Raw genomic sequence first — 24,719 nt, forward strand, 5'->3', positions numbered from 1 at the left:
ACTGACCGGCGTATTACGCGTAACGGCTTGAAAAAGGCCTGCTGGTGCGACTTATTCGTTGCGCATCAACGGGTAAAGTTCTTTGAGCAATTTGCGACGGCTGATCACCAATTGCCAACGATGACCGCCCAACTGGCGCCACAACCGTGCCGAACGAATACCGGCCAGGAGCAGGGCGCGGATTTTCGAGGCGTTGTTCGGTTGCTGCAGGTTGCGCATGTCGCCGTGGACCTGGATCCGCTGGCGCAAGGTGCTCAAGGTGTCCTGGTACAGCGCGCCACAGGCTGCGATCACGTTTTCGTGGGCCGGGCCGAAGTGTTCCACTTGGGACTGGATCTGCGGCAGACGCTTGCCGATGACCTCCAGCATGTCGTCACGCTTGGCCAGTTGACGCTCCAGGCCGAGCATCGACAGGGCGTAGCGCAGCGGCTCGCGCTGCAGGGTGCTGGGGTCGCGTTCCAGTGCGCCGATCAGCGCGCGGTAGCCTTCACGCAGCGCGAGGTCGTCGCCCCCGTAGACCTCCAGGGTGTCCTTGGGGTCGCGGATCAGCAGGCTGCCGAGCATGCAGGTCAGGCCCGCCTCGGTGACCTGGCCGGTCTTGGCGATCTTGTCCACCAGTACCGCGGCGAGGAATACCCCGCCGAGTGCCGTCAATTGCTCCTGGGTCGGGCTCATGCCGGGTTGCTCCAGGCTTCGGCCACTTCAATGACGCCGCCGCCCAGGCAGATTTCACCGTCATAGAACACCACGGACTGGCCAGGGGTGACCGCGCGTTGCGGGTCATCGAAGGTGGCGCGGTAGCCAGTGGCGGTTTTTTCCAGGGTGCAGGGCTGGTCGCCCTGGCGATAGCGCACTTTGGCGGTCAGACGACGCGGCGTGCTCAGGTCGATCGGGTTGACCCAATAGATCTCGGAGGCGAGCAGGGCGCCGGAGAACAGCAGCGGATGTTCGTTGCCCTGGCCGACGATCAGCACGTTGTGCTCCAGGTCCTTGACCAGCACGTACCACGGCTCTTCGCCGGCGTCTTTCAAGCCGCCGATGCCCAGGCCCTGGCGCTGGCCGATGGTGTGGTACATCAGGCCATGGTGGCGGCCGATGACTTCACCTTCAGTGGTCTTTATCTCGCCCGGTTGTGCCGGCAGGTATTGTTTGAGGAAGTCGCTGAAGCGGCGCTCGCCGATAAAGCAGATCCCGGTGGAATCCTTCTTCTTGGCGGTGGCCAGGCCGTGTTGCTCGGCGATCCTGCGCACTTCGGGTTTTTCCAGCTCACCCACCGGGAACAGGGTCTTGGCGATCTGTTCACCGCCGACGGCGTGCAGGAAGTAGCTCTGGTCCTTGTTCGGGTCCAGGCCCTTGAGCAGCTCGGTGCGGCCATCGATATCGCGGCGGCGCACGTAGTGGCCAGTGGCGATCAGGTCGGCGCCGAGCATCATGGCGTAGTCGAGGAACGCCTTGAACTTGATCTCGCGGTTGCACAGGATGTCCGGGTTGGGCGTGCGGCCGGCCTTGTATTCGGCCAGGAAGTGCTCGAACACGTTGTCCCAGTACTCGGCGGCGAAGTTGGCGGTGTGCAGCTTGATGCCAATCTTGTCGCACACGGCCTGGGCGTCTGCCAGGTCGTCCATCGCGGTGCAATATTCCGTTCCATCGTCTTCTTCCCAGTTCTTCATGAACAGGCCTTCCACCTCATAACCCTGCTCCATGAGCAGAACGGCGGAAACGGAAGAATCCACGCCGCCGGACATGCCGACGATGACGCGCTTCTTTTGTGTGTCAGAAGGGGCTGGATCACGCATAGGGTTTCAACGGGTGTCTTGAAAAAGGACGCGATTCTATCAGGCTCAGGCCTTCAAGGCTAAAGAGAAGGTCGGATCAATTCGAGACTGTGGCAGTGGCCGGCCAGATAATCATCGATACAGCGGATGATCAGCTCGCTGCGCCAGTCGTCGCGCAGCTCCATCAGTTCGTCGCGGGTCAGCCAGCGGGCACGCAGGATCCCTTCGTCGAGTTGATAGTCAGGGTGGTGTTTCAGGGCTTTGGCGATGAAGCACACACGCTGGTAGGTCACACCATTGCTGGGGGCGGTGTACAGGTAGATGCCGACGATGCCGCTGGCTTCGACGTCCCAGCCGGTTTCTTCGAGGGTTTCGCGAACCGCGGCTTGGATGAGGGTTTCATCCGGGTCGAGGTGGCCGGCAGGCTGATTGAGCACGGCGCGACCGCCTTTGAGCTCTTCGACCATCAGGAAGCGGCCGTTGTCTTCGACGATGGTGGCGACAGTGATGTGGGGTTGCCAGGTCATGGAAAGCCTCAATGAAGAATGCGACGCGGTCTTTGGGCAGGATTGCAGTCAATGTGGGAGCGGGCTTGCTCGCGAATGCAGAGTGTCAGTCGCTGCAGGTGTAGGCTGACCCACCGCATTCGCGAGCAAGCCCGCTCCCACATTTTGATTCAGTTTTTTCAGTTAAAGAGTAAAAACAGAAACCCCGGCACAGGGCCGGGGCTTTTTTGCAGCCTTACAACCTTACTTCAACTTGGCAATCGCCGCATTGAGGGTGTTGCTTGGGCGCATGGCCTTGCTGGTCAGCTCTGGGTTCGGCGCGTAGTAGCCGCCGATGTCCACTGGCTTGCCCTGTACGGCATTGAGTTCGGCAACGATGGTCGCTTCGTTCTCGGTCAGGGTCTTGGCCAATTCGCCAAATTGCGCTTGCAGTGCAGTGTCTTCAGTCTGGGCGGCCAGGGCTTGAGCCCAGTACAGCGCCAGGTAGAAGTGGCTGCCGCGGTTGTCGATGTTGCCGACTTTGCGCGATGGCGACTTGTTGTTGTCGAGGAACTGGCCGGTAGCCTGGTCCAGGGTCTTGGACAGTACCAGGGCTTTCGGGTTGTTGTACGTCACACCCAAATGCTCAAGGGACGCGGCCAGGGCCAGGAACTCGCCCAGGGAATCCCAGCGCAGGAAGTTTTCTTCAACCAATTGCTGCACGTGCTTTGGAGCCGAGCCGCCGGCGCCGGTTTCGAACAGGCCACCGCCGTTCATCAGCGGCACGATCGACAGCATCTTGGCGCTGGTGCCCAGTTCCATGATCGGGAACAGGTCGGTCAGGTAGTCACGCAGCACGTTACCGGTCACCGAGATGGTGTCCAGGCCCTTGCGGGTGCGCTCCAGGGTGAACTTCATCGCGTCGACCGGCGACATGATGCGGATGTCCAGGCCTTCGGTGTTGTGGTCTTTCAGGTAAGCCTGAACCTTCTCGACCACGACGCCGTCGTGCGCACGTTTAGGGTCCAGCCAGAAAATGGCCGGGGTGTTGCTGGCGCGGGCACGGTTGACGGCCAGTTTGACCCAGTCCTGGATCGGCGCGTCTTTGGTCTGGCACATGCGGAAGATGTCGCCGGCTTCGACTTTCTGTTCCATCAGCAGGTTGCCCTTGCTGTCGGTGACGCGGACTACGCCGTCAGCCTTGATCTGGAAGGTCTTGTCGTGGGAGCCGTACTCTTCGGCTTTCTTCGCCATCAGGCCGACGTTTGGCACGCTGCCCATGGTGGTTGGGTCGAAGGCGCCATTGGCCTTGCAGTCTTCGATGACTGCCTGGTAGATGGTGGCGTAGCAGCGATCCGGGATCACGGCCTTGGTGTCGTGCAGCTGGCCGTCGGTGCCCCACATCTTGCCGGAGTCACGGATCATGGCTGGCATCGAGGCGTCGACGATTACGTCGCTCGGCACGTGCAGGTTGGTGATGCCTTTGTCGGAGTTGACCATCGCCAGGGAAGGGCGAGCGGCGTAGACCGCCTGGATGTCCGCTTCGATCTGCGCTTGCTGCTCGGCCGGCAGGGCCTTGATGCGAGCGTACAGGTCGCCGATGCCGTTGTTCAGGTTGAAGCCGATCTGTTCCAGCACGGTGGCGTGCTTGGTCAGGGCGTCTTTGTAGAACTCGGCAACGATCTGGCCGAACATGATCGGGTCGGAGACCTTCATCATGGTGGCTTTCAGGTGAACCGACAGCAGCACGCCTTGTTGCTTGGCGTCTTCGATTTCAGCGGCGATGAACGCGCGCAGGGCTTTCTTGCTCAGTACGGCGGTGTCGATGATTTCGCCGGCCTGTACCGAGGTCTTTTCCTTCAGGACAGTGGCGGTGCCATCCTGCGCAATCAGCTCGATTTTGACAGCATCAGCGGCTTCGATCTGCACGGCTTTTTCGCTGCCGTAGAAGTCGCCGTTGCTCATGTGGGCGATGTGCGACTTGGAGTCGGCAGCCCAGGCGCCCATCTTGTGCGGGTGCTTGCGTGCGTAGTTCTTGACCGACAGCGGTGCGCGGCGGTCGGAGTTGCCTTCGCGCAGTACCGGGTTTACGGCGCTGCCCTTGACCTTGTCGTAACGTGCACGGGTTTCTTTTTCCGCGTCGGTGGTTACAGTTTCCGGGTAGTCCGGCAGGGCATAGCCCTGGGCCTGCAGTTCCTTGATCGCGGCTTGCAGCTGCGGGGTCGAGGCACTGATGTTAGGCAGTTTGATGATGTTGGCTTCAGGCGTAACGGCCAGGTCGCCCAGTTCGGCGAGGTGGTCCGGGATAGCCTTGGTGCCCAGTTGCTCGGGGAAGCTTGCGAGGATGCGCGCGGCGAGGGAGATGTCGCGGGTTTCCACGGCAATATCAGCGGAAGCGGTGAAGGCCTCTACGATAGGCAGCAATGAATAGGTGGCGAGGGCTGGGGCTTCGTCGGTGAAGGTGTAGATGATCTTCGAGCGGGTGGGCATATTCGGATTAACTCTCTTCTTTGCTGAAAGCGTGCGCAGAAACTCGAGATGCGCCGGGTGGAGCGCGTTCGTTCAAAGTCATCCATGAGCGAAATGTCGAGGTTTCTTCGCGGTGATGTTGGGTTGCATCAGTCGAGCGTCAAGCGGGTGGACTATTGTTTAGTCCGGCTTTTCTGGCGGAGGGCACTGTTATAGAGCGGTCGGCCGTCGTGACTCTTTGGTCAGCGGCGGCATTATACATAGGTCGCTATGCTTGCGCCGAGCCTTCATACAAAAGGTGTGTCGTCCATTGGTCTAAAGGTCGCAGGGCCCAGGTTGCGACCAAAGTCGCACGATGTGCTCAAGATTGGCGATTTTGCCTTTGCTTTCAGGCTTGTAGGCGACAAATTATGCTGTTTTCGAGGCAAATGAGCATGGCGTGAGGTTTCAGTCGCCATTTATCTGGAGTAGGCTCGAACGCAGCCAGATGTTCAATCCATAGATGGAGTTCAGCATGGGATACAAGAAGATTCAGGTTCCGGCAGTCGGCGACAAAATCACCGTCAATGCAGACCATTCTCTCAATGTTCCTGACCAACCGATCATCCCTTACATCGAAGGTGACGGTATCGGCGTCGACATCAGCCCGGTGATGATCAAGGTGGTCGACGCAGCTGTTGAAAAGGCCTACGGCGGCAAGCGCAAAATCTCGTGGATGGAGGTTTATGCCGGCGAGAAAGCGACTCAAGTCTACGACCAGGACACCTGGCTGCCCCAGGAAACCCTGGACGCGGTCAAGGATTACGTGGTGTCCATCAAGGGCCCGCTGACCACGCCGGTCGGTGGCGGCATCCGTTCGTTGAACGTGGCCCTGCGTCAACAACTCGACCTCTATGTATGCCTGCGCCCGGTGCGCTGGTTCGAAGGCGTGCCCAGCCCGGTCAAGAAGCCTGGCGACGTGGACATGACCATTTTCCGTGAAAACTCAGAAGACATTTATGCTGGGATCGAATGGAAGGCCGGTTCGCCCGAAGCGATCAAGGTAATCAAGTTCCTTAAAGAGGAAATGGGCGTCACCAAGATTCGTTTCGACCAGGATTGCGGGATTGGCGTGAAGCCGGTCTCCAAGGAAGGGACCAAGCGCCTGGCGCGTAAAGCCCTGCAATATGTAGTGGATAACGACCGCGACTCACTGACCATCGTGCACAAAGGCAACATCATGAAGTTCACCGAAGGTGCCTTCAAGGAATGGGCCTACGAAGTGGCGGCCGAAGAATTTGGTGCCACACTGCTCGACGGCGGCCCGTGGATGCAGTTCAAGAACCCTAAGACCGGCAAGAATGTGGTGGTCAAGGACGCCATTGCCGACGCCATGCTCCAGCAGATCCTGCTGCGTCCGGCTGAGTATGATGTGATCGCCACCCTCAACCTGAACGGCGACTACCTGTCTGACGCCCTGGCGGCGGAAGTGGGCGGCATCGGTATTGCGCCGGGTGCCAACCTGTCGGACACCGTGGCGATGTTCGAAGCGACCCACGGTACTGCGCCTAAATATGCGGGCAAGGATCAGGTCAACCCGGGTTCGCTGATTCTGTCAGCCGAGATGATGTTGCGTCACATGGGTTGGACCGAGGCGGCGGATTTGATCATCAAGGGCACCAATGGCGCGATTTCTGCCAAGACTGTGACCTATGACTTCGAGCGTCTGATGGACGGTGCCACCCTGGTGTCTTCGTCTGGCTTCGGTGATGCGCTGATCTCGCACATGTAAGCGACGGGGGTAAAAAAACCGGCCATACCGTCAATGGAATGGTCGGTTTTTTATTGGGCGCCTGCTCGGTGGCCGATTAGGCTAATTGCTCTTTTGATTTTTGAGCGACGCCCTCTTTGGCTGTGCCGATGGTGACTGGCGCACTGATTTCGACTGCGTGCTTGCCTTTGGGCCCCTGAATAATGTCAAAGGAGACCGGCTGCCCCGCCTTCAGCGTTTTATAACCTTCCATTTTGATCGCTGAGTAATGCGCAAAAAGGTCTTCATCCTTGCCGTCTTCAATAATGAAGCCGTACCCTTTGGCATTGTTGAACCACTTGACCTTACCGCTTGCCATGCCCATATCCCTCTGCACCAGACTCCATCACTGGAGTATCATCCAGTTTATCCGTCCTAACCCGAATAAATAAGGTTGACTGCGCGGACCTTTTTTACCCACTGTGGGTTCTATTGGTTGTAACACCGTTTCGCCGATAGTCAAGGCGACCGATCAGTCAGGAGTTGAAATTCTGACAGGTCGCCCCCACCACTGTATTTGAACCACTGACGAACCTTTCTTTCCATGCATGCAAACAGCCAGATTCGACTAACATTCAATCAGGATCGACCGGATCAGGAACATGATGACGACGGTTCTGCAGGCATTGCTGTTCAGGAGGCCAAGCCTGCTCTCCAGGCGCCGCCGATGTACAAGGTGGTTTTGTTCAATGATGACTACACACCGATGGATTTCGTGGTCGAAGTGCTCGAGGTGTTTTTTAACCTGAACCGCGAGTTGGCGACCAAGGTAATGCTGGCCGTTCACACAGAAGGACGGGCAGTATGTGGAGTGTTTACCCGCGACATCGCCGAGACAAAGGCCATGCAGGTCAACCAGTACGCCAGGGAAAGCCAGCATCCGCTACTCTGTGAAATCGAGAAGGACGGTTAACGCCGACCACTTGGGTATGAGGTGAAGCTATGTTAAACCGCGAGCTCGAAGTCACCCTCAATCTTGCCTTCAAGGAGGCCCGTTCGAAGCGTCATGAATTCATGACCGTCGAACACCTGCTGCTGGCACTTTTGGATAACGAAGCTGCCGCCACCGTTCTACGTGCGTGCGGCGCCAACCTCGACAAACTCAAGCACGACCTGCAGGAGTTTATCGACTCCACCACGCCACTGATCCCCGTGCACGACGAGGACCGTGAGACCCAGCCAACCCTGGGCTTCCAGCGGGTATTGCAGCGTGCTGTTTTCCACGTTCAGAGCTCCGGTAAGCGTGAGGTCACGGGCGCCAATGTGCTTGTGGCGATTTTCAGCGAACAGGAAAGCCAGGCAGTGTTCCTGCTTAAACAGCAGAGCGTTGCCCGTATCGATGTCGTCAACTACATCGCCCATGGTATCTCCAAGGTGCCTGGGCACGGCGATCATTCCGAGGGTGAGCAGGATATGCAGGACGACGAGGGCGGTGAGTCTTCTTCTTCGGGCAATCCACTGGATGCCTATGCCAGCAACCTCAATGAACTGGCGCGCCAAGGGCGGATCGATCCGCTGGTGGGGCGAGAGCTTGAAGTTGAGCGTGTAGCGCAGATCCTTGCACGCCGTCGCAAGAACAACCCGTTGCTGGTGGGTGAGGCGGGCGTGGGCAAGACCGCGATCGCCGAGGGCCTGGCCAAGCGTATCGTCGATAACCAGGTCCCGGACCTGCTGGCCAACAGCGTCGTCTACTCCCTGGACCTGGGCGCCTTGCTCGCCGGGACCAAGTACCGTGGCGATTTCGAGAAGCGCTTCAAGGCGTTGCTTGGCGAACTGAAAAAACGCCCGCAGGCGATCCTCTTCATCGACGAAATCCACACCATCATTGGTGCCGGTGCGGCATCCGGTGGGGTGATGGACGCCTCCAACCTGCTCAAGCCGCTGCTGTCGTCGGGTGATATCCGCTGCATCGGTTCCACAACGTTCCAGGAATTCCGTGGCATCTTCGAGAAAGATCGTGCCTTGGCGCGGCGCTTCCAGAAGGTCGACGTGTCCGAGCCTTCGGTTGAAGACACCATCGGCATCCTGCGCGGGCTCAAGGGGCGTTTCGAAGCGCACCACGGCATCGAGTACACCGATGAGGCCTTGCGTTCAGCCGCCGAGCTGGCGTCACGCTACATCAACGATCGCCACATGCCTGACAAAGCCATCGACGTGATCGACGAGGCAGGCGCCTATCAGCGCCTGCAGCCGGTCGAGAAGCGGGTCAAACGCATCGACGTGCCTCAGGTCGAGGACATCGTGGCGAAGATTGCGCGGATTCCGCCAAAACACGTCACCAGTTCCGACAAGGAGCTGCTGCGTAACTTGGAGCGCGACCTCAAGCTCACCGTGTTCGGCCAGGATGCTGCCATCGATTCGCTGTCCACTGCGATCAAGCTGTCGCGTGCGGGCCTCAAGTCGCCGGACAAGCCTGTTGGTTCGTTCCTGTTCGCCGGCCCGACCGGTGTCGGCAAGACCGAGGCGGCGCGGCAGTTGGCCAAGGCCATGGGTATTGAGCTGGTGCGGTTCGACATGTCCGAGTACATGGAGCGCCACACCGTGTCGCGCCTGATCGGTGCGCCTCCGGGCTATGTAGGTTTCGACCAGGGCGGCCTGTTGACCGAGGCGATCACCAAGCAGCCGCATTGCGTATTGCTGCTCGATGAAATCGAGAAGGCCCACCCTGAAGTCTTTAACCTGCTGCTGCAGGTGATGGACCACGGCACCCTGACCGACAACAACGGGCGCAAGGCGGACTTCCGCAACGTGATCGTGATCATGACCACCAACGCCGGTGCCGAAACGGCCGCGCGGGCTTCTATCGGCTTCGCGCATCAGGATCACTCGTCTGATGCCATGGAAGTGATCAAGAAGAGCTTCACGCCGGAGTTCCGTAACCGCCTGGATACCATTATCCAGTTTGGTCGCCTCAGCCATGAGGTCATCAAAAGCGTGGTGGACAAGTTCCTTACCGAGCTTCAGGCGCAGTTGGAAGACAAGCGCGTGCAGCTGGACGTAACGGACGCGGCGCGCAACTGGCTGGCAGAGGGTGGCTACGACGCAGCGATGGGCGCTCGCCCAATGGCACGTCTGATCCAGGACAAGATCAAGCGGCCGTTGGCCGAAGAGATCCTGTTCGGCGAACTCTCCGACCATGGTGGCGTGGTGCACATCGACCTGAAGGACGGCGAGCTGACCTTCGAGTTCGAAACCACGGCTGAAATGGCCTGATAGCTGACCGCAACAAAGCAAAAGGCGCCGAAAGGCGCCTTTTTGCTGCGTGGATAAATCGGTGGGTTGCTATCTGTTGACCGGTGAAGATCAGCTGTGGGAGCTAGCTTGCCTGCGATAGCGGTGGGCCAGCCAAGCATGCAGTCACTGACACACCGCTATCGCAGGCAAGCCAGCTCCCACAGGGTCAAGTGGCGACTGTTAAATGGCGCACACACAAAAACGCCCGGCATAACCGGGCGTTTTGTATTGACTTGCTTAGCGAGCGCGGTAAGTGATGCGCCCTTTGCTCAAGTCATAGGGCGTCAGCTCGACGCGCACTTTGTCACCGGTAAGAATACGAATGTAGTTCTTGCGCATCTTGCCGGAGATATGCGCGGTTACGACGTGCCCATTTTCCAACTCCACACGAAACATGGTGTTGGGCAGGGTGTCGACGACAGTGCCTTCCATTTCGAAGCTGTCTTCTTTCGACATGCAGTAAAGCCCTCGGTATCCAGTGAATGGCCCGGTGCAACTGCGCCAGGCAAAAGCGGCGTGCATTGTGCCCGAAAAAGGGTGTTCAAGCCAAGGGGTTCTAGTTAAGCGTGACCCATCTTTGATTAATCAGCAGTTCGATGGGCCGATATTGGGTCTTGTAATTCATCTTTTTGCAGTTCTTGATCCAGTATCCGAGGTACACCGCCTCCAGTTCCAGGCGCAGTGCTTCGCCAATCTGCCAGAGGATCGCGAAGCGTCCCAGGCTGCGACGTTCTTCGGTGGGCTCATAGAAGGTATACACCGCCGACAGCCCGTTAGGCAGCAGGTCGGTCACGGCGACGGCCACCAATCGACCGTCTGCACGAAACTCGTAGAAGCGCGAGAAGGGCAGGTCGCGCACCAGGAACGTGGAAAACTGGTCGCGACTGGGTGGGAACATATCGCCGTCGGCGTGCCGTTCCTCGATATAGCGCTGGTAGAGGTCGAAGTATTCTTCGGTGAAGCGTGGCTTGGCCGGCGTCACCGTCAGGTCGGCGTTGCGCTTGAGGATGCGCTTCTGGTTGCGGTCCGGCAGAAACTGCGCCACGGGGATGCGTGCCGGTACGCAGGCATTGCAGTTCTGGCAGTGAGGCCGGTACAAGTGATCGCCGCTGCGCCGAAAGCCCATCTCCGACAGGTCGGCATACACATGCACGTCCATCGGCTGGCTGGGGTCGAGGAACAGCGTGGTGGCCTGCTCGTCGGGCAGATAGCTGCAAGAGTGGGGTTGAGTGGCATAAAACTTCAAACGCGCCAACTCGGTCATGATCAACCCTCGGGTAAGCTTTGAAATAAGTGTAAGCCAGGAGCGCGGAAGTCGCCTAGGAAACCCACGGTCCAGCGTTGGGCTGGTCCAGATGGTCGCGCAGGAAACCTGCGAAGTCGCTGCGGGATATGGCGCGGGCACCCAGGCTGTGCAGGTGATCGTTGGGCATCTGGCAGTCGATCAGTACAAAACCCCAGGCCTGCAATTGACGGGTCAATGTGGCGAAGCCGAATTTCGAGGCGTTGTCGGCGCGGCTGAACATGGATTCGCCAAAAAACAGCTGGCCCATCGCCAGGCCATACAGGCCACCTACCAGTTCGCCGTCGTCCCAGACCTCTACCGAGTGCGCATAACCGCGCTGGTGCAGCTCCAGATAGGCGCCCTGGATGCTTTCGGTAATCCAGGTGCCATCGGCATAGGCACGCGGTGCTGCGCAGGCCTGGATGACGGCGGCAAAGTCCCTGTCGAAGGTCACGCTGTAGCGCTGCTGGCGCAACAGTTTGGCCAGGCTGCGCGATACATGCAGTTCGTCGGGGAATATCACGGTGCGCGGGTCGGGCGACCACCAGAGGATCGGCTGACCCTCCGAGAACCACGGAAAGCAGCCATGGCGGTAGGCCTGGATCAGCCGCTCGGCCGAAAGATCGCCACCGGCGGCCAGCAAGCCATTGGGTTCGCGCATGGCCTTGGCCAATGGAGGGAATGTGAGTGAATCGCGTTGTAACCAGGTCAGCATGGCATCCAGGCTTACGGAAGGGGAGGGGAGTGGCAGGTATGACACCTGCGTGCGCAGTGCTGATTATTGTCGACATGGCGCCATGGGGCCAGCCCGAATCGGCCGTTGGAGTGGATTAGCGTGAGCAGGTGTTTCTGCAACTCTGTGCATCAGGCGTGGTCGTAATCGGGGCTAGGCCATGCAGGCCTTTTGCCAAGCTTGCCTGGATGAGTAAAAACAGCTCATAAGCCTTTGTCAGCAAAGACAATGCATGCTCAAATTGAACATCTTGTGACACACCACTGGCGATGCTGCTTGAAGAACGCCAAGTGGCGTGGCATCAGGGGCACAAACCCGTACAATGCGGCCATTGTGGCGTTATCGCCATTTCATCCAGCAATCGCCCAGTGTTAAAAGTAGATTCAACGACGCTCGTTCATTTTTCAGCTGCTCGGATTGGGCAGTATTTGCAGTCATTCAACAGATGGACGCGCTAAAGGCGCAGGAAAAGACCCGTTTTGAAGAAATCCGCCGCAACACCTAAAGCAGCAGTCGTGCCGGCCTGGCGCCAGCACCTGCATTATCGTCTCAAGGAAGGCGCGCTGATCGCGATCGGCGCCCTGTGCCTGTTCCTGATGATGGCCTTGCTGACGTATGGCAAGGACGATCCGGGCTGGAGCCACAACAGCAAGATCGAAGACGTGCAGAACTTCGGCGGGCCTGCCGGTTCCTACAGCGCCGATATCCTGTTCATGGTGCTGGGTTACTTCGCCTATATCTTCCCGTTGCTGCTGGCGATCAAGACCTGGCAGATCTTCCGCCAGCGCCACGAGCCGTGGCAGTGGAGCGGCTGGCTGTTTTCATGGCGCCTGATCGGCCTGGTGTTCCTGGTGCTGTCCGGCGCGGCCCTGGCCCATATCCATTTCCATGCGCCGACTGGCTTGCCAGCGGGCGCGGGCGGGGCGCTGGGCGAAAGCCTCGGCGACCTGGCGCGCAAGACCCTGAATATCCAGGGCAGCACCTTGATGTTCATCGCGCTGTTCCTGTTCGGCCTCACCGTGTTCACCGACCTGTCCTGGTTCAAGGTGATGGACGTGACCGGCAAGATCACCCTCGACCTGCTGGAACTGTTCCAGGGCGCCGCCAACCGCTGGTGGGCTGCCCGTGTCGACCGCAAGCGCATGGTCGCCCAGTTGCGTGAAGTCGATACCCGTGTCAACGAAGTAGTGGCCCCGAGCACACCGGACCGGCGCGAGCAGGCCAAGGTCAAGGAGCGCCTGATCGAGCGCGAGCAGGCGCTGAGCAAGCACATGTCGGACCGCGAGAAGCAGGTGCCGCCTGTCATTGCCCCCGCGCCGCCCAAGCCGGCCGAACCAAGCCATCGCGTTCAGAAAGAGAAACAGGCGCCGCTGTTCGTCGACAGCGCCGTCGAAGGCACCTTGCCGCCGATCTCGATCCTCGACCCGGCCGAAAAGAAACAACTCAACTATTCGCCTGAATCCCTGGCGGCCGTCGGCCACCTGCTGGAAATCAAGCTCAAGGAATTCGGCGTCGAAGTCTCGGTGGATTCCATTCACCCCGGCCCGGTGATCACCCGTTACGAAATCCAGCCGGCTGCCGGCGTGAAGGTCAGCCGTATCGCCAACCTGGCGAAGGATTTGGCCCGTTCCCTGGCCGTGACCAGTGTGCGTGTCGTGGAAGTGATTCCCGGCAAGACCACCGTGGGCATCGAGATTCCCAACGAAGACCGCCAGATCGTGCGCTTCTCCGAAGTGCTGTCGACCCCTGAGTACGACAACTTCAAGTCGCCGGTCACCCTGGCCCTGGGTCACGACATCGGCGGCAAGCCGGTGATCACCGACCTGGCGAAGATGCCCCACTTGCTGGTGGCCGGTACCACCGGTTCCGGTAAGTCGGTGGGTGTGAACGCGATGATCCTGTCGATCCTGTTCAAGTCCGGCCCGGAAGACGCCAAGCTGATCATGATCGACCCGAAGATGCTCGAACTGTCGATCTACGAGGGCATTCCGCACTTGCTGTGCCCGGTGGTCACCGACATGAAGGACGCCGCCAACGCCCTGCGCTGGAGCGTCGCCGAAATGGAGCGCCGCTACAAGCTGATGGCGAAGATGGGCGTGCGTAACCTGTCGGGCTTCAACGCCAAGGTCAAGGAAGCCCAGGACGCCGGCACACCGCTGACCGACCCGTTGTACAAGCGCGAAAGCATTCACGACGAAGCGCCGCTGCTGAGCAAGCTGCCGACCATCGTGGTGGTGGTCGACGAATTCGCCGACATGATGATGATCGTCGGCAAGAAGGTCGAAGAACTGATCGCCCGTATCGCCCAGAAGGCCCGTGCCGCCGGTATTCACTTGATCCTCGCCACCCAGCGTCCGTCGGTGGACGTGATCACCGGCCTGATCAAGGCCAACATCCCGACCCGCATGGCGTTCCAGGTGTCGAGCAAGATCGACTCGCGGACCATCATCGACCAGGGCGGCGCCGAACAGCTACTGGGCCACGGCGACATGCTCTATATGCCGCCGGGCACCAGCCTGCCGATCCGGGTTCACGGCGCCTTTGTTTCCGACGATGAAGTCCACCGTGTGGTGGAAGCCTGGAAGCTGCGCGGCGCGCCGGAATACAACGACGACATTCTGGCCGGTGTGGAAGAAGCCGGCAGTGGCTTCGACGGCGGCAGCAGCGGTGGCGACGATGATGCCGAAACCGACGCGCTGTACGACGAGGCCGTGGCTTTTGTACTGGAAAGCCGTCGTGCCTCCATCTCGGCGGTGCAGCGCAAGCTGAAGATCGGCTACAACCGCGCCGCCCGCATGATCGAAGCCATGGAAATGGCCGGCGTCGTCACCGCAATGAACACCAACGGCTCGCGCGAAGTCATTGCCCCCGGGCAGATGCGCGACTGATCCCGCGCCGCGTGGCAGCATGCGGCGCGCCCTGACCACTCAATGAGGACTCCCATGCGTCTTATCCGCATGCTGTTGTTGCCGGCACTGGCCCTGACCGCTGTTTCGGCCCATGCTGACCCGGCCTCCGTCGCCAGCTTGAAGAACCTGCTGGACAAATCCCAGACCCTGACCGCGCGCTTCTCCCAGCTGACCCTGGATGCCGGTGGCACCCAGTTGCAGGAAACTGCCGGCGAAATGGCCGTGCAGCGCCCTGGGCTGTTCTACTGGCACACCGAAGGCAAGGCTGAGCAGACCATTGTTTCCGACGGCCAGAAGGTCACCCTGTGGGACCCGGACCTGGAACAGGCCACCATCAAGAAGCTCGACCCGCGCCTGAACCAGACCCCGGCCCTGCTGCTGTCGGGTGATGTGTCGAAAATCAACGACAGCTTCGACATCACCTCCAAGCAGACCAGCAACGTGATCGAGTTCACCCTCAAGCCCAAATCCAAGGACACGCTGTTCGACACGCTGTCCCTGTCGTTTGGCAACGGCGTGATCAACAACATGCGCCTGGTCGACAGCGTCGGCCAGCGCACCGATATCCTGTTCTCCGGGGTCAAGGCCAACCAGCCGGTACCGGCATCCAAGTTCAAGTTCGACATCCCCAAGGGTGCCGACGTGATCCAGGAATAATCTAGAGGTTTCAAACGCTGCCCATGGATCTGTTTCGAAGTGACCCGATTGCCCAGCCATTGGCCGCGCGCTTGCGTTCGACCAACCTGGATGAGTACGTCGGTCAGGAACACCTGCTCGCTCGCGGCAAGCCGTTGCGCGAAGCCCTGGAGCAGGGTGCGCTGCACTCGATGATTTTCTGGGGGCCGCCGGGGGTGGGCAAGACCACCCTGGCGCGCCTGCTGGCGAAGGTCTCAAATGCGCACTTCGAAACGGTCTCGGCGGTACTCGCCGGGGTCAAGGAGATCCGCCAGGCGGTGGAAGTCGCCAAGCAACAGGCCGGGCAGTACGGCAAGCGCACCATCCTGTTCGTCGATGAAGTGCACCGCTTCAACAAGTCCCAGCAGGATGCGTTCCTGCCTTATGTCGAAGACGGCACGCTGATCTTTATCGGCGCCACCACCGAAAACCCATCGTTCGAACTGAACAACGCCTTGCTGTCGCGGGCGCGGGTCTATGTGCTGAAAAGCCTGGACGAGGCCGCCATGCAGAAGCTGCTGCAGCGGGCCCTGAATGAAGACAAGGGCCTGGGCAAGCGGCAACTCAGCGTGAGCGAAGAGGGCTTCAAGATCCTGCTGACCGCCGCCGACGGTGACGGTCGTCGCTTTCTCAACCTGCTGGAGAACGCTTCCGACCTGGCCGAAGACGGCGGTGAGATTGGCGTCGACCTCTTGCAAAGCCTGCTCGGCGATACGCGTCGACGCTTTGACAAGGGCGGCGAAGCCTTCTACGACCAGATATCGGCGCTGCATAAATCCGTGCGCGGTTCCAACCCGGACGGCGCGCTGTACTGGTTTGCGCGGATGATCGACGGCGGTTGCGACCCGCTCTACCTCGCCCGCCGCGTGGTGCGCATGGCCAGCGAAGACATCGGCAACGCCGACCCGCGTGCACTGAGCCTGTGCCTGGCCGCGTGGGACGTGCAGGAGCGCCTCGGCAGTCCGGAAGGCGAGTTGGCCGTGGCCCAGGCCATCACCTACCTGGCCTGCGCGCCCAAGAGCAATGCGGTGTACGTGGGCTTCAAGTCCGCCCTGCGCGCCGCCGCCGAATACGGCTCTCTCGAAGTGCCGATGCACTTGCGCAACGCGCCGACCAAGCTGATGAAACAGTTGGGCTACGGTGATGAATACCGCTACGCCCACGATGAACCGGATGCCTATGCGGCCGGTGAAGACTATTTTCCCGATGACCTTGAGCCACTCCCGCTCTATCAGCCGGTGCCCCGTGGCCTGGAGCTGAAGATCGGCGAAAAGCTCAATCACCTCGCCCAACTCGATCGACTCAGCCCCAAACAGCGGAGAAAGTAGTGCTCAAGACGATTCTTGCCGTGTCCGCAGCCGGCATCGCTGGTACATTATTGCGTTTCGCCGCTGGCACCTGGGTCAGCGCCAACTGGCCGAAGCATTTTTATGCGGCGACCCTGGCGGTCAACCTGGTGGGCTGCCTGATTATCGGGCTGTTATACGGCTGGTTCCTGTTGCGCCCGGAAGTACCGATTGAAATTCGTGCCGGCTTGATTGTCGGCTTTGTAGGCGGTCTGACGACCTTTTCATCCTTTTCACTGGATACGCTGCGCCTGCTGGAAAGCGGGCAGGCCCTGGTCGCCTTCGGGTACCTGGGCATCAGCGTGTTCGGCGGGCTGCTCGCCACCTGGGCTGGCCTGTCCTTGACCAAACTTTGATAAACGAGAGACCGACATGCTCGATTCCAAACTGTTACGTAGCAACCTTCAGGACGTAGCGGACCGCCTGGCATCCCGTGGCTTTGCCTTGGATGTTGCGCGCATCGAAGCGCTGGAAGAACAGCGCAAGACCGTCCAGACCCGCACCGAAGCACTGCAGGCTGAGCGGAATGCGCGTTCCAAATCCATCGGTCAGGCCAAGCAGCGCGGCGAAGACATCGCGCCGCTGATGGCGGACGTCGAGCGCATGGGCACCGAGCTGTCCGACGGCAAGGTCGAGCTGGACAAGATCCAGACCGAGCTGGATTCGATCCTGCTCGGCATTCCCAACATCCCGCACGAGTCCGTGCCGATTGGCGCAGACGAAGACGGCAACGTCGAAGTGCGCCGTTGGGGTACGCCAACCACCTTTGATTTCGAGATCAAGGACCACGTTGCCCTGGGCGAATTGACCGGCGGCCTGGATTTCGAAACTGCCGCCAAGATGTCCGGCGCGCGCTTTGCCTTGCTGCGCGGTCCGATCGCGCGCATGCACCGTGCCCTGGCGCAGTTCATGATCAACCTGCACACCGGCGAGCACGGTTACGAAGAAGCCTACACCCCTTACCTGGTGCAGGCACCGGCGCTGATGGGCACCAGCCAGTTGCCAAAATTCGAAGAAGACCTGTTCAAGATCAGCCGCGACGGCGAAGCCGACCTGTACCTGATCCCGACCGCCGAAGTGTCGCTGACCAACATCGTCGCCGGCGAGATCCTCGATGCCAAGCAACTGCCGATCAAGTTCGTGGCCCACAGCCCATGCTTCCGCAGTGAAGCCGGTGCGTCGGGTCGCGATACCCGCGGCATGATCCGCCAGCACCAGTTCGACAAGGTCGAGATGGTGCAAGTGGTCGAGCCGTCGACGTCGATGGAAGCCCTGGAAGGCCTGACCGCCAACGCCGAGCGCGTCCTGCAACTGCTGGAGCTGCCGTACCGCGTCCTGGCGCTGTGCACCGGCGACATGGGCTTCAGCGCCGTGAAGACCTACGACCTCGAAGTGTGGGTGCCGAGCCAGGACAAGTACCGCGAGATTTCGTCGTGCTCCAACTGCGGTGACTTCCAGGCCCGTCGCATGCAGGCGCGTTTCCGCAACCCGGAAACCGGCAAGCCGGAACTGGTCCACACCCTCAACGGTTCCGGTCTGGCGGTAGGCCGTACCCTGGTGGCCGTGCTGGAAAACTACCAGCAGGCTGACGGCTCGATCCGTGTGCCGGAAGTGCTCAAGCCTTACATGGCGGGCGTTGAGGTCATCCGCTAAATGGAATTTCTGCCGCTGTTTCATAACCTGCGCGGCAGTCGTGTGTTGGTCGTCGGTGGCGGGGAGATTGCCTTGCGCAAATCCCGGCTGCTGGCCGATGCCGGTGCGTTGCTGCGGGTGGTTGCTCCCCAGATCGAAGACCAGCTCAAAGAGCTGGTACTGGGCAGTGGCGGGGAACTGATTTTGCGCGGTTATCAGGAGGCCGACCTCGACGGTTGCACCCTGATCATCGCGGCCACCGACGACGAGCCGTTGAATGCGCAAGTGTCCAGCGATGCCAAGCGCCGTTGCGTGCCGGTCAATGTGGTGGATGCGCCGGCCTTGTGCAGCGTGATCTTCCCGGCGATTGTCGACCGTTCACCCTTGGTGATCGCGGTGTCCAGCGGCGGCGATGCGCCGGTGCTGGCGCGCCTGATCCGCGCCAAGCTGGAAACCTGGATTCCGTCCACTTACGGCCAGTTGGCCGGGTTGGCGGCGCGGTTTCGAGCTCAGGTCAAAGGTTTGTACCCGGATGTGCAGCAGCGCCGCGCATTCTGGGAAGAGGTCTTCCAAGGCCCGATTGCCGACCGCCAATTGGCTGGACAGGGCGATGAAGCTGAGCGCCTGTTGATCGAAAAGGTCAACGGCGCACCGCCGAACGCACCGGGCGAAGTCTACTTGGTGGGTGCAGGCCCGGGTGATCCCGACCTGCTGACCTTCCGCGCCCTGCGCCTGATGCAGCAAGCCGATGTGGTGCTGTATGACCGCCTCGTAGCTCCTGCGATTCTCGAGCTGTGCCGCCGTGACGCCGAGCGTGTCTACGTCGGCAAACGCCGCGCCGATCACGCCGTGCCGCAAGACCAGATCAACCAGCAATTGGTGGACCTGGCCAAGCAAGGCAAGCGCGTGCTGCGTCTCAAGGGTGGCGATCCGTTCATCTTTGGCCGTGGTGGCGAAGAGATCGAAGAACTGGCGGCCCACGGCATTCCGTTCCAGGTGGTGCCAGGGATCACGGCGGCCAGCGGTTGCGCGGCGTATGCCGGGATTCCGCTGACTCACCGTGACTATGCGCAGTCGGTACGTTTCATTACCGGGCATTTAAAGGACGGGACCTCGGACCTGCCTTGGGATGACCTGGTGGGCCCCTCGCAGACCCTGGTGTTCTACATGGGCTTGATTGGCTTGCCGATCATCTGCGAACAACTGATCAAGCATGGCCGTGCATCGGATACCCCTGCAGCGTTGATCCAGCAGGGCACCACGTCCAACCAGCGCGTGTTTACCGGCACTCTGGCGGATCTGCCACGCATGGTGGCGGAGCATGAAGTGCATGCGCCGACGCTGGTGATCGTGGGTGAGGTGGTGGTGTTGCGCGAGAAGCTGAAGTGGTTTGAAGGCGCACAGTCCCAGGTCTGAGAACGCTAGGGTGGCCGTTAAGCCTGCTGTGGAGAGCAGGCTTTCTGTGGTGAGCGGGCTTGCCCCGCGCTGGGCTGCGAAGCAGCCCTACTAAAAAACGCCGAGTTCTTTCAGAAAGAACTCGGCGTCTGGTTTTGGGGCTGCTGCGCAGCCCGGCGCGGGGCAAGCCCGCTCACCACAGTGACTGATCAGCTCCAGACACTTTTGCCGTTCAGTTGTGCCCGATCATGCTGTCCATCAAATCGCTGCAATGGCCCCTTCGGCACAATCCCCGTCGGGTTGATCGTACGGTGGCTGGCATAGTAATGCCCTTTGATGTGCGCGAAATCCACCGTCTCGGCCACGCCCGGCCACTGGTACATCTCCCTCAACCAATTCGACAGGGTCGGATAATCCGCAATCCTGCGCAGGTTGCATTTGAAGTGGCTGTAATACACCGCATCAAAGCGAATCAGTGTGGTGAACAGCCGCACATCCGCCTCGGTCAGGTATTCGCCGGCCAGGTAACGGTGGTCGCTTAGGTGCTGTTCCAGATGATCCAGCTCCGCAAACACATCATCGAACGCACGTTCATACGCCTGCTGCGAGGTGGCAAAGCCTGCGCGATACACGCCGTTGTTCACGGCGGGGTAAATGCGCTCGTTCAACGCGTCGATGGTCGCGCGCAGCGGCTCGGGGTAGAAATCCAGGGTGTTGCCGGTCAGTTCGTTGAAGGCACTGTTGAACATGCGGATGATCTCCGCCGGTTCATTGCTGACGATGCGCTTGAGCTTCTTGTCCCACAGTACCGGCACGGTGACGCGCCCGGTGTAGTCGGCCGTGTCAGCCGTGTAGCGCTGGTGCATGAAGTCGAAATCATCCAGCTTGTCGCCGGTGGAGCCGTGAGCCTTGTCGAAGGTCCAGCCGTTTTCCAGCATCAGCCAACTGACCACGGACACATCGATCAGGCTTTCCAGGCCCTTGAGCTTGCGCAGGATCAGCGTGCGATGGGCCCACGGGCAGGCCAGGGAGACGTAGAGGTGGTAGCGACCGGCCTCGGCCTTGAAGCCGCCTTCGCCACTCGGGCCCGGCGCGCCATCGGCGGTTACCCAGTGGCGGCGTTGCGCCTGTTCGCGCTGGAACGCGCCGTCTGCGCTACTTTCGTACCACTGGTCTTTCCAGTGTCCTTCGATCAGCAAACCCATGACTGGCTCCTTGGCTAATAAGCGTTGGAGCCCAGTCTAAAGGGATGAGTTCGAACTAAAAGCGCAAAGACCGGGCGTTAATGATCGATTAAATCGATTTGTCTCGTGCCGCCCAGTACTGCTGGGCCAACTCAAAGGCCTGTTCCCGCGGGTGGCCCAGGCCGCGCAAGGCCAGGGCCATGGTGGCGACCAGCGCCAGTTGCGGGTAGCTGTCCTCGACGTCACCGCGCCACACGGCCTTCAGGTGTTCAGGTTCGAGCGTGGCCGGCTTGACGTGGCGCTGGGCGGAGAGGGCCGGCCATTCTTCGTCCCAGCTTTCGCCAGCGGTGGTGCCGTACAGATGGCTGAGGGTGTCGGGGTTGATCTCGACTTCGCCGCCATCTCCCTTCACCACGATCACGTTATCGCCGAGCAGGCCGCTGGCATCACGGTGCACGCCCTGGTAACCCGGGTGGAAAATGCTTTGCAGACCCAGGCGTGCATTGAGCGGGTTGAGCAGGCGCGCCAGGGAGTGGATCGGCGAGCGCAGGCCCAGGGTGTTGCGCAGGTCGATCATGCGCTGCAGTTGCGGCGCCCAATCACCCAGCGGGATGAACGCCAGGTTGCCGTGCGCATAGGCGGCCTCGACCTGCTGCCAGTTGCGGCACAGCGGGATCTGCAAACCTTCGAGCAATTGTTCGGTGTAAAGACGCCCAGCCGTGTGGGCACCCCCGCCGTGCATCAGGGTACGCACGCCATTCTGCGCCAGGCACTTTGCCGCCAGCAGGTACCACGGCAGGTGGCGCTTCTTGCCGGCATAGGTCGGCCAGTCGACATCCACGTTCAGCGCCGGGGCATCCAGGCGTTCACGTACGGCTTCGGTGAAACCGGCGAGTTCTTCCGGGCTTTCTTCCTTGTGGCGCAACAGCATCAGGAAGGCGCCGAGCTGGGTGTCTTCGACTTTTTCGTCGAGCAACATGCCCATGGCTTCGCGGGCCTCTTCACGGGTGAGGTTGCGCGCGCCGCGCTTGCCTTTGCCCAGGATGCGCACGAACTGCGCGAAGGGGTGCTCGGCAGGGGTTTCAAGGGTCAGTGGGGCAAAGTCGGTCATAAGCAATTCGTCGGCCTAGGCAGGCCCGCCAGCTTGGCGGCGAGTTTGGCGGGAGTGCCGTTGAACAATTTGTTGAGGTGCAGGCTGTTGCCCTTTTCCGGGCCCAGTTTCAAGGCGGTGTACTTGATCAACGGGCGCGTGGCGGGGGACAGCTGGAATTCGGCATAGAACTGGCGCAGCAGCGTGAGGATTTCCCAATGGTCCGCGGTCAACGCCAGGGGTTCGGCGGCGGCCAGGGCGTTGGCGACTTCCTCGGACCACGCGTCCAGGTCAACGAGGTAACCGTCCTTGTCCAGTTCCAGGGTGCGTGCGCCTACGGTCAGGGTGTTCATAGCCAGCTGTTGACCTTGTCGTAATCGAGCGACAACTGCACGAAGCCTGGGTAATCGACGCTATCGGCCCAGTCCGGCAGAGGCAGGTTGCGCGCCTGCATGTCTTCGGCCAGCACAAAGACTTTCACGCCTTGGGTGTGCAGGGCCGGGTTATGCAGCCCGTAGGCGCCATCGCCGCAGAGCAGGATGGCGTCCTCGGCGCCACAGATGCGCAGGCAGCTGTCGAGGCGGCTGTCGGTAAACGGGGAATGGGAAACCACATGGAGAGTCGACATCAGAGGGTAATCACCTGGTCGTAACGGTCAATCAGCGTTGATATCGCTGCGCTGTCGAGCGGCTCGGCATTAGCGGGCGTGGTGAGGCCGCGCGCGGCCAGGCTGTGGCTGCAGGCGAACACCTCATCAATGCCAAACAGGCCCAGTGCCTGGAGGTTGGCGCCGAGGTCTTTTTGCTGCACGGCTTTGGCGTCCTGGTGCGGCGCCAGTTGGAACACGCCGTCATCCAGGAACAGCAGGCCGATCGGCAGATCGAAGGCACCGCCGGCCAACACGATGTCCAGCGCTTCGCGGGCGCTTGGCCCGGACCACGGCGCCTGGCGGCTGATCACCAATAAGGATTTGGACATGTCACGGCCCTCCAAAACAGATCAGGCGGTCGGCGGCCTGGGCGGCGTCGTGCAGTTGCCCCAGGCCGGACAATTCCCACGGCGCATCGAGGTTGACCGCGCTGCGTTGATAGCGCGTGGCTTCCTCCTGGTTGAGCACGCCACGGCGCAAGGCGGCGGCGATGCACACCACGCTGTCGAGCTGGTGGTCGCTGACAAACTCGCGCCATTGGCGGGCGATGTCCTGCTCATCCTGAGGTGCGACGATGGAATTGGAGGCGCTGTAGACACCGTCCTGATAGAAAAACAGCCGCACAATCTCATGGCCACCGGCCAGCGCCGCCTGGGCGAACAGCAGGGCGCGGCGCGAGGAGGGCGCGTGAGCGGCGGAAAACAGTGCAATCGCAAACTTCATGGAACACTCTGCAAGCAAACGTGGGTCAATGATAAAGCCGCCGCCACGAAAAAGCCCGCCGTGATCAAAACGGTCACTGTATGTGACCGTTCCGGCGATTGCCGGTCGGCGCAAGGCTGCCTAGTCTGTGGGCATTCACAACGGAAATGGAGTGCACATGTCAGGTCCCTTGGCGTCCCTCAAAGTGCTGGATTTTTCCACCCTGCTGCCTGGCCCGTTCGCCTCGTTGATGCTGGCGGACATGGGCGCCGAGGTGCTGCGCATCGAATCGCCCACGCGCATGGACTTGTTGCGGGTGTTGCCGCCCCATGACCAAGGTACGTCGGCCAGCCACGCCTACCTTAACCGCAACAAGCGCAGCCTGGCGTTGGACCTCAAGCAGGCCGAGGCCCTGGAGATCGTACGGGCGCTGGTGAAAGACTACGACATTGTGCTCGAACAGTTCCGGCCGGGGGTAATGGAGCGGCTGGGGCTGGGGTATGAGGCATTGAAGGCGATCAACCCCCGGCTGATCTATGTGTCGATCACTGGGTACGGCCAGACCGGGCCCTATAAGGACCGCGCCGGGCACGACATCAATTACCTGGCGCTGGCCGGGGTGGCCAGTTACACCGGGCGCCAGGACAGCGGGCCGTTGCCCCTCGGCGTGCAGTTGGCGGACGTGGGTGGGGGCTCGCTGCATGCGGTGGTAGGGCTGCTCGCGGCAGTCATTGCGCGGCAGCAGAGCGGGGTCGGCCAATACCTGGACGTGAGCATGACCGACTGCTCGTTCAGCCTGAACGCCATGGCCGGTGCGGGTTACCTGGCGTGCGGGGTGGAGCCGGAGTGGGAAGGGCACGTGCTCAATGGTGGCAGTTTCTACGACTATTACCGCTCGCGGGATGGACGCTGGATGTCGGTGGGCAGCCTGGAGCCGGCGTTCATGCAGCAACTCTGCACCGCCTTTGGCCGCCCGGAGTTGGCGGCGCAAGGCTTGTCGCCCAAGGCTGAGCAGCAAAAAGCCCTGAAGCAAGCGCTGCAGGTCGAGTTCGAGAAACGCAGCTTTGATGAGCTGTGTGCGTTGTTTGCCGGGGTCGATGCCTGTGTGGAGCCGGTGTTGAGCCTCAGTGAAGCCGTGGAGCATCCGCAGTTGAAGACACGGGAACTGGTCAGCCAGGTGCCGAGGGGCGATGGTTCGACCCAGGCGCAACTGGCTTGCCCGTTGAAGTTCTCCGACGGGTTGCCGGCGCCCAGGCATATAGGTGTAGCGGTGGGGGCGCACACGGATGAGGTGTTGGCGGAGTTGGGCTTTGGTGCTCAGCGCATAGCGGATTTGCGCCAGGCCAAGACAGTTGGATAGTGACTGG

Annotated in this window: 24 protein-coding genes; 10 read left to right on the plus strand and 14 right to left on the minus strand. The window is 60.8% G+C overall.

The features are described from left to right. Window positions 1–51: 51 nt before the first annotated feature. The 4 genes from hflD to KHP07_RS05720 form a co-directional block, all read right to left on the minus strand. A complete protein-coding gene (hflD, locus tag KHP07_RS05705; RefSeq protein WP_028616800.1) occupies window positions 52–675 on the minus strand; it encodes a high frequency lysogenization protein HflD in 624 nt (207 codons plus the stop codon). Further along, window positions 672–1,796: a tRNA 2-thiouridine(34) synthase MnmA gene (gene mnmA, locus KHP07_RS05710; RefSeq protein WP_099491827.1), complete on the minus strand. Its 1,125-nt coding sequence runs from the start codon at window positions 1,794–1,796 to the stop codon at window positions 672–674. Before mnmA ends, hflD begins: the two co-directional genes overlap by 4 nt. A 59-nt stretch (window positions 1,797–1,855) precedes the next feature. Then, complete coding sequence (locus tag KHP07_RS05715; protein WP_214496756.1) at window positions 1,856–2,302, minus strand: NUDIX hydrolase; 447 nt, start codon at window positions 2,300–2,302, stop codon at window positions 1,856–1,858. Between the two features lie 222 nt (window positions 2,303–2,524). Beyond that, window positions 2,525–4,750 carry an NADP-dependent isocitrate dehydrogenase gene (locus KHP07_RS05720; protein ID WP_078049031.1) on the minus strand — a complete coding sequence of 742 codons (2,226 nt, stop codon included), beginning with the start codon at window positions 4,748–4,750 and terminating at the stop codon, window positions 2,525–2,527. A 493-nt stretch (window positions 4,751–5,243) separates the two neighbouring features. On the opposite strand from KHP07_RS05720, the gene icd reads away from it, so the two are divergent. Continuing rightward, a complete protein-coding gene (gene icd, locus KHP07_RS05725) occupies window positions 5,244–6,500 on the plus strand; it encodes an NADP-dependent isocitrate dehydrogenase (RefSeq protein ID WP_028616796.1) in 1,257 nt (418 codons plus the stop codon). Between the two features lie 76 nt (window positions 6,501–6,576). On the opposite strand, the gene cspD is transcribed toward icd, so the two are convergent. After that, window positions 6,577–6,843 carry a cold shock domain-containing protein CspD gene (cspD, locus tag KHP07_RS05730; protein ID WP_122683844.1) on the minus strand — a complete coding sequence of 89 codons (267 nt, stop codon included), beginning with the start codon at window positions 6,841–6,843 and terminating at the stop codon, window positions 6,577–6,579. A gap of 219 nt (window positions 6,844–7,062) precedes the next feature. Here cspD and clpS point away from each other — a divergent pair, with 219 nt between their 5' ends. Further along, window positions 7,063–7,431 carry an ATP-dependent Clp protease adapter ClpS gene (clpS, locus tag KHP07_RS05735; protein WP_005789091.1) on the plus strand — a complete coding sequence of 123 codons (369 nt, stop codon included), beginning with the start codon at window positions 7,063–7,065 and terminating at the stop codon, window positions 7,429–7,431. Between the two features lie 29 nt (window positions 7,432–7,460). Next, a complete protein-coding gene (gene clpA / locus KHP07_RS05740) occupies window positions 7,461–9,731 on the plus strand; it encodes an ATP-dependent Clp protease ATP-binding subunit ClpA (RefSeq protein WP_078049029.1) in 2,271 nt (756 codons plus the stop codon). 258 nt (window positions 9,732–9,989) lie between these two features. On the opposite strand, the gene infA is transcribed toward clpA, so the two are convergent. The 3 genes from infA to aat form a co-directional block, all read right to left on the minus strand. After that, the gene (gene infA / locus KHP07_RS05745) at window positions 9,990–10,208 is read right to left on the minus strand and encodes a translation initiation factor IF-1 (protein WP_002553999.1); all 219 of its coding nucleotides are present in this window, start codon (window positions 10,206–10,208) and stop codon (window positions 9,990–9,992) included. 100 nt (window positions 10,209–10,308) lie between these two features. Beyond that, entirely contained in the window at window positions 10,309–11,016 is a 708-nt protein-coding gene (locus tag KHP07_RS05750; protein ID WP_078049028.1) for an arginyltransferase, read from the minus strand. A gap of 55 nt (window positions 11,017–11,071) precedes the next feature. Next, the gene (aat, locus tag KHP07_RS05755; protein ID WP_078049027.1) at window positions 11,072–11,752 is read right to left on the minus strand and encodes a leucyl/phenylalanyl-tRNA--protein transferase; all 681 of its coding nucleotides are present in this window, start codon (window positions 11,750–11,752) and stop codon (window positions 11,072–11,074) included. Between the two features lie 497 nt (window positions 11,753–12,249). Here aat and KHP07_RS05760 point away from each other — a divergent pair, with 497 nt between their 5' ends. From KHP07_RS05760 to cysG, 6 genes are read left to right on the plus strand one after another with little or no spacing between them, the layout of a single operon-like run. Continuing rightward, entirely contained in the window at window positions 12,250–14,658 is a 2,409-nt protein-coding gene (locus KHP07_RS05760) for a DNA translocase FtsK (protein ID WP_099491825.1), read from the plus strand. 54 nt (window positions 14,659–14,712) lie between these two features. After that, entirely contained in the window at window positions 14,713–15,336 is a 624-nt protein-coding gene (gene lolA, locus KHP07_RS05765) for an outer membrane lipoprotein periplasmic chaperone LolA (RefSeq protein WP_016975527.1), read from the plus strand. 23 nt (window positions 15,337–15,359) lie between these two features. Further along, entirely contained in the window at window positions 15,360–16,682 is a 1,323-nt protein-coding gene (locus KHP07_RS05770; RefSeq protein WP_214496757.1) for a replication-associated recombination protein A, read from the plus strand. Next, window positions 16,682–17,056, plus strand: coding sequence for a fluoride efflux transporter CrcB (gene crcB, locus KHP07_RS05775; RefSeq protein WP_078049024.1), 375 nt, complete (start codon window positions 16,682–16,684; stop codon window positions 17,054–17,056). The genes KHP07_RS05770 and crcB overlap by 1 nt, the downstream gene beginning before the upstream one ends. A 16-nt stretch (window positions 17,057–17,072) precedes the next feature. After that, window positions 17,073–18,353 carry a serine--tRNA ligase gene (gene serS / locus KHP07_RS05780; RefSeq protein WP_099491822.1) on the plus strand — a complete coding sequence of 427 codons (1,281 nt, stop codon included), beginning with the start codon at window positions 17,073–17,075 and terminating at the stop codon, window positions 18,351–18,353. Beyond that, complete coding sequence (gene cysG / locus KHP07_RS05785) at window positions 18,354–19,748, plus strand: siroheme synthase CysG (RefSeq protein ID WP_028616787.1); 1,395 nt, start codon at window positions 18,354–18,356, stop codon at window positions 19,746–19,748. A 188-nt stretch (window positions 19,749–19,936) separates the two neighbouring features. Here the strand turns inward: cysG and KHP07_RS05790 are convergent, their stop codons facing one another. The 6 genes from KHP07_RS05790 to tusD form a co-directional block, all read right to left on the minus strand. Beyond that, entirely contained in the window at window positions 19,937–20,932 is a 996-nt protein-coding gene (locus tag KHP07_RS05790) for a glutathione S-transferase family protein (RefSeq protein WP_214496758.1), read from the minus strand. 88 nt (window positions 20,933–21,020) lie between these two features. Continuing rightward, window positions 21,021–22,022: a glycosyl transferase family protein gene (locus tag KHP07_RS05795; protein WP_214496759.1), complete on the minus strand. Its 1,002-nt coding sequence runs from the start codon at window positions 22,020–22,022 to the stop codon at window positions 21,021–21,023. Continuing rightward, window positions 22,019–22,354, minus strand: coding sequence for a TusE/DsrC/DsvC family sulfur relay protein (locus KHP07_RS05800; RefSeq protein ID WP_078049019.1), 336 nt, complete (start codon window positions 22,352–22,354; stop codon window positions 22,019–22,021). The genes KHP07_RS05795 and KHP07_RS05800 overlap by 4 nt, the downstream gene beginning before the upstream one ends. Beyond that, on the minus strand, window positions 22,351–22,629 hold the full coding sequence (gene tusB, locus KHP07_RS05805) for a sulfurtransferase complex subunit TusB (protein ID WP_078049018.1): 279 nt from the start codon (window positions 22,627–22,629) through the stop codon (window positions 22,351–22,353). Before tusB ends, KHP07_RS05800 begins: the two co-directional genes overlap by 4 nt. Beyond that, window positions 22,629–22,979, minus strand: coding sequence for a sulfurtransferase complex subunit TusC (gene tusC, locus KHP07_RS05810; RefSeq protein ID WP_078049017.1), 351 nt, complete (start codon window positions 22,977–22,979; stop codon window positions 22,629–22,631). The genes tusB and tusC overlap by 1 nt, the downstream gene beginning before the upstream one ends. Window position 22,980: 1 nt before the next feature. Further along, window positions 22,981–23,373 (minus strand): sulfurtransferase complex subunit TusD, encoded by a 393-nt coding sequence (gene tusD, locus KHP07_RS05815; RefSeq protein ID WP_078049016.1) that lies wholly within the window; start codon window positions 23,371–23,373, stop codon window positions 22,981–22,983. 157 nt (window positions 23,374–23,530) lie between these two features. On the opposite strand from tusD, the gene KHP07_RS05820 reads away from it, so the two are divergent. Further along, window positions 23,531–24,712, plus strand: a complete 1,182-nt coding sequence (locus KHP07_RS05820; protein WP_214496760.1) for a CaiB/BaiF CoA transferase family protein — start codon at window positions 23,531–23,533, stop codon at window positions 24,710–24,712. Window positions 24,713–24,719 lie beyond the last annotated feature (7 nt).

Origin of the sequence: Pseudomonas sp. VS40 (assembly GCF_018587885.1) — a bacterium.
GTDB lineage: Bacteria > Pseudomonadota > Gammaproteobacteria > Pseudomonadales > Pseudomonadaceae > Aquipseudomonas > Aquipseudomonas pergaminensis.